General features: G+C 58.1%; 1 protein-coding gene and 1 pseudogene. One reads left to right on the top strand and one right to left on the bottom strand.

Features of this window, described 5'->3' with window-relative positions; genetic code table 11:
- Positions 1-1,477, top strand: a pseudogene (locus ALO64_RS19200) (Ice nucleation protein); the annotation flags it as partial.
- Positions 1,478-1,729: 252 nt separating this feature from the next.
- On the opposite strand, the gene ALO64_RS19195 reads toward ALO64_RS19200, so the two are convergent.
- Positions 1,730-3,019: a M18 family aminopeptidase gene (locus ALO64_RS19195; protein WP_002552650.1), complete on the bottom strand. Its 1,290-nt coding sequence runs from the start codon at positions 3,017-3,019 to the stop codon at positions 1,730-1,732.
- Between the last annotated feature and the right edge of the window lie 335 nt (positions 3,020-3,354).

The following is a 3,354-nucleotide window of genomic DNA, read 5'->3' as shown; positions in this document are numbered from 1 at the left end:
CTGATCGCCGGTTACGGCAGTACGCAAACGTCAGGAGGGGACAGCGCACTGACGGCGGGCTACGGCAGTACGCAGACTGCACAGGAAGGCAGCAACCTGACGGCTGGGTACGGTAGCACCGGCACGGCAGGCGCGGATAGCTCATTGATCGCCGGATATGGCAGCACCCAGACATCAGGAAGTGACAGCGCACTGACGGCAGGCTACGGCAGTACGCAGACTGCGCAGGAGGGCAGCAACCTGACCGCCGGATACGGCAGCACCGGTACCGCAGGTTCCGATAGCTCGCTGATCGCCGGTTACGGCAGTACGCAAACCGCACAGGACAGCAGCTCGCTGACCACTGGTTACGGCAGTACGCAGACGGCAGGTTACGAGAGCACATTGACTGCGGGTTATGGCAGTACGCAAACGGCGCAGGAACGCAGTGACCTGGTCACAGGCTACGGAAGCACTTCCACCGCAGGTTATGCAAGTTCGCTGATCGCGGGTTACGGCAGCACGCAGACGGCAGGTTACGAGAGCACGTTGACAGCCGGTTATGGCAGTACGCAAACCGCGCAGGAAAAAAGCTCGCTCACCACCGGCTACGGAAGTACCTCCACCGCCGGCTATGAGAGTTCGCTGATCGCGGGTTATGGCAGTACGCAGACGGCAGGCTATAAAAGTACGCTCACGGCAGGTTATGGCAGTACCCAGACTGCCGAGCATGGAAGTTCATTGACGGCGGGGTATGGCAGTACGGCAACGGCCGGGCAGGACAGCTCATTGATCGCCGGTTATGGCGGTTCCCTGACCAGCGGAATCCGAAGCTTTCTGACGGCAGGCTATGGCAGTACGTTGATCGCCGGACTTCGCAGTGTGTTGATTGCCGGTTATGGCAGCAGTCTCACATCGGGCATTCGCAGCACATTGACTGCGGGCTACGGCAGTAACCAGATTGCAAGTTATGGCAGCTCGTTGATTGCGGGCCATGAAAGTATTCAGGTGGCCGGACACAAAAGCATGCTTATCGCCGGCAAGGGCAGTTCGCAGACCGCAGGTTTTCGCAGCACGCTGATAGCCGGTGCAGGCAGCGTACAGCTGGCAGGTGACCGCAGCAGACTTATCGCCGGTGCAGACAGTAATCAGACGGCGGGAGACCGCAGTAAACTACTGAACAGTTACCTCACCGCTGGAGACAGAAGCAAGTTGACCGGCGGACATGACTGCACGTTGATGGCGGGAGACCAAAGCAGACTGACCGCTGGAAAGAACAGTGTGTTGACAGCAGGCGCTCGCAGCAAACTTATTGGCAGTGAAGGTTCCACGTTATCGGCAGGAGAAGACTCCACGCTTGTTTTCAGGCTCTGGGACGGTAAGCGGTACAGACAATTGGTGGCCAAGGACGGGAGAGAACGGTGTCGAAGCCGACATTCCGTATTACGTGAACGACGATGACGATATCGTCAATAAAACCGACGAGGACGATACCTGAGTCACGTAACCGGGTTATTCGTACTGAATCATCGACAGGGTACGTCGATGCGGTTCGGGACATGATGTCCCTTTATAAACGAATCAACGGTGTACGGCACAAAGGTGCCAGGGGTAAAACCGATAAAACCTGCGTTGTTTTTTATGTGTAAGCCGCGAAACTTTATTTTTTCAATCAGGGTATTCGACCGGGCGTCAGAACTGTTACGCGGGAGCAGCACGCCGCCCCCACGAGAATCAATCATTGCAGGCGTTATGGCAGCTCGTGGCTGGCATAGAACGCGCTCAATACCTTGACCAGATGCGCCAGATCATGACTGCCAGCCAGCTCGCGAATCGAATGCATGGCGAACGTCGGCAGGCCGATGTCTACCGTGCGGATCCCCAAATGGCTGGCGGTGATTGGCCCGATAGTCGAGCCACAGGCCATGTCGCTGCGCACCACGAAACTCTGCACCGGTACTTCTTCAGCCATGCACAGATGGCGGAAGAAACCGGCCGTTTCACTGTTGGTGGCGTAACGCTGGTTGCTGTTGACCTTGATCACCGGCCCGGCGTTGAGCTTGGGACCATGATTGGCGTCATGTTTTTCGGCGTAGTTGGGGTGTATGCCGTGGGCGTTGTCGGCCGATATCAGCAGCGATTTCTGAATGGTCCGCACGTAGTCTTCGCTGCTCGGCAGCAGGCGCTGGACGATCTGCTCAAGCATTGCGCCGTCTGCGCCACAGGTCGACGACGAACCGACTTCTTCATGATCGGTGCATACCAGTAGAGCGGTTTCGTCACTTTCGCTGTTCAGCAGCGCTTGCATCCCGGCATAACACGACAGCAGGTTGTCCAGGCGTGCGCCTGCCAGGAAGTCCCCATTGAGGCCGACAACGGCGGCACTCTGTGTGTCATAGAAGCTCAGCTCGTAATCGAGCACCACGTCTGCATTCAGCCCGTGTTCGCGGGCCAGTTGATCAGTCAGAAGCGCACGGAAGTCCGCGCGTTCGTCGCCAGCCACTTGCGCGAGGATTGGCGGCAGTTCGTTTTGCGCGTTGATCGCCCAACCTTCATTGGCAGTGCGGTTCAAGTGGATGGCCAGATTGGGAATCACGGCAATCGGCAGCTTGAAGTCGATTAACTGACTTTCAACCTTGCCATCGCGGCGGAAGGTGACACGACCTGCCAGCGACAGATCACGGTCAAACCACGGTGCCAGCAGCGCGCCGCCGTAGACTTCGACGCCCAGTTGCCAAAAGCCCTGGCGTTGCAGTTCCGGTTGCGGTTTGACCCGCAGGCACGGGCTGTCCGTGTGTGCGCCAACCATGCGAATCCCGCCGGTGAGTGGCGACTGACGGCCCATGCGGAAGGCGACGATAGAGGAGTCATTACGGGTGACGAAGTAACGACCTCCAGTTTCTATTGCCCAGGTATCACGTTCATCCAGCCGCTGAAAACCCGCAGCTTCGAAGTGTTGCACGAGGGTGGCGGTGGCGTGGAACGGGGTGGGAGAAGCCTTCAGAAAATCGATGAGGCCGTTGTTCAACTCTGCGCGCATAAATAGCTCCAGACAGCAATGGCGCGAGTTTACCCCATTGGCTCAGTCGTTGCCGCTGCCACAGAAACGCTTTTCGACCGCGAAGGGCCTGACGAAGTTGAGCCGGAAACCGGAGCCAAGGGCCTTGCTCGCTTTGGTCCCTCAAAGTGCGTCGCCGAGAGGCAAAAAGGTAACTTGAGCCGAACGCCAATCCACCTGAAGTCGCAGAACCGCTGTGTGACGCGAAGCGTAACGAACTGCATGCCTACGCGGAGCGCAGGCACGATAGTCTAAGCTGACGCACGGCGCCGAGAGTAAAAGCGCTTTTCAACCGCGGTGGCACTGACGACGCAGAG

The organism is Pseudomonas meliae (genome assembly GCF_001400515.1).
Taxonomy (GTDB): Bacteria; Pseudomonadota; Gammaproteobacteria; order Pseudomonadales; family Pseudomonadaceae; genus Aquipseudomonas; species Aquipseudomonas amygdali.
This window is presented reverse-complemented; position numbering and strand designations above follow the sequence as displayed.

What these genes read in the sequence shown, in the direction of transcription:
- ALO64_RS19195 (WP_002552650.1), bottom strand. Translation starts at nt 3,019, where the DNA reads ATGCGCGCAGAGTTGAACAACGGCCTCATCGATTTTCTGAAGGCTTCT.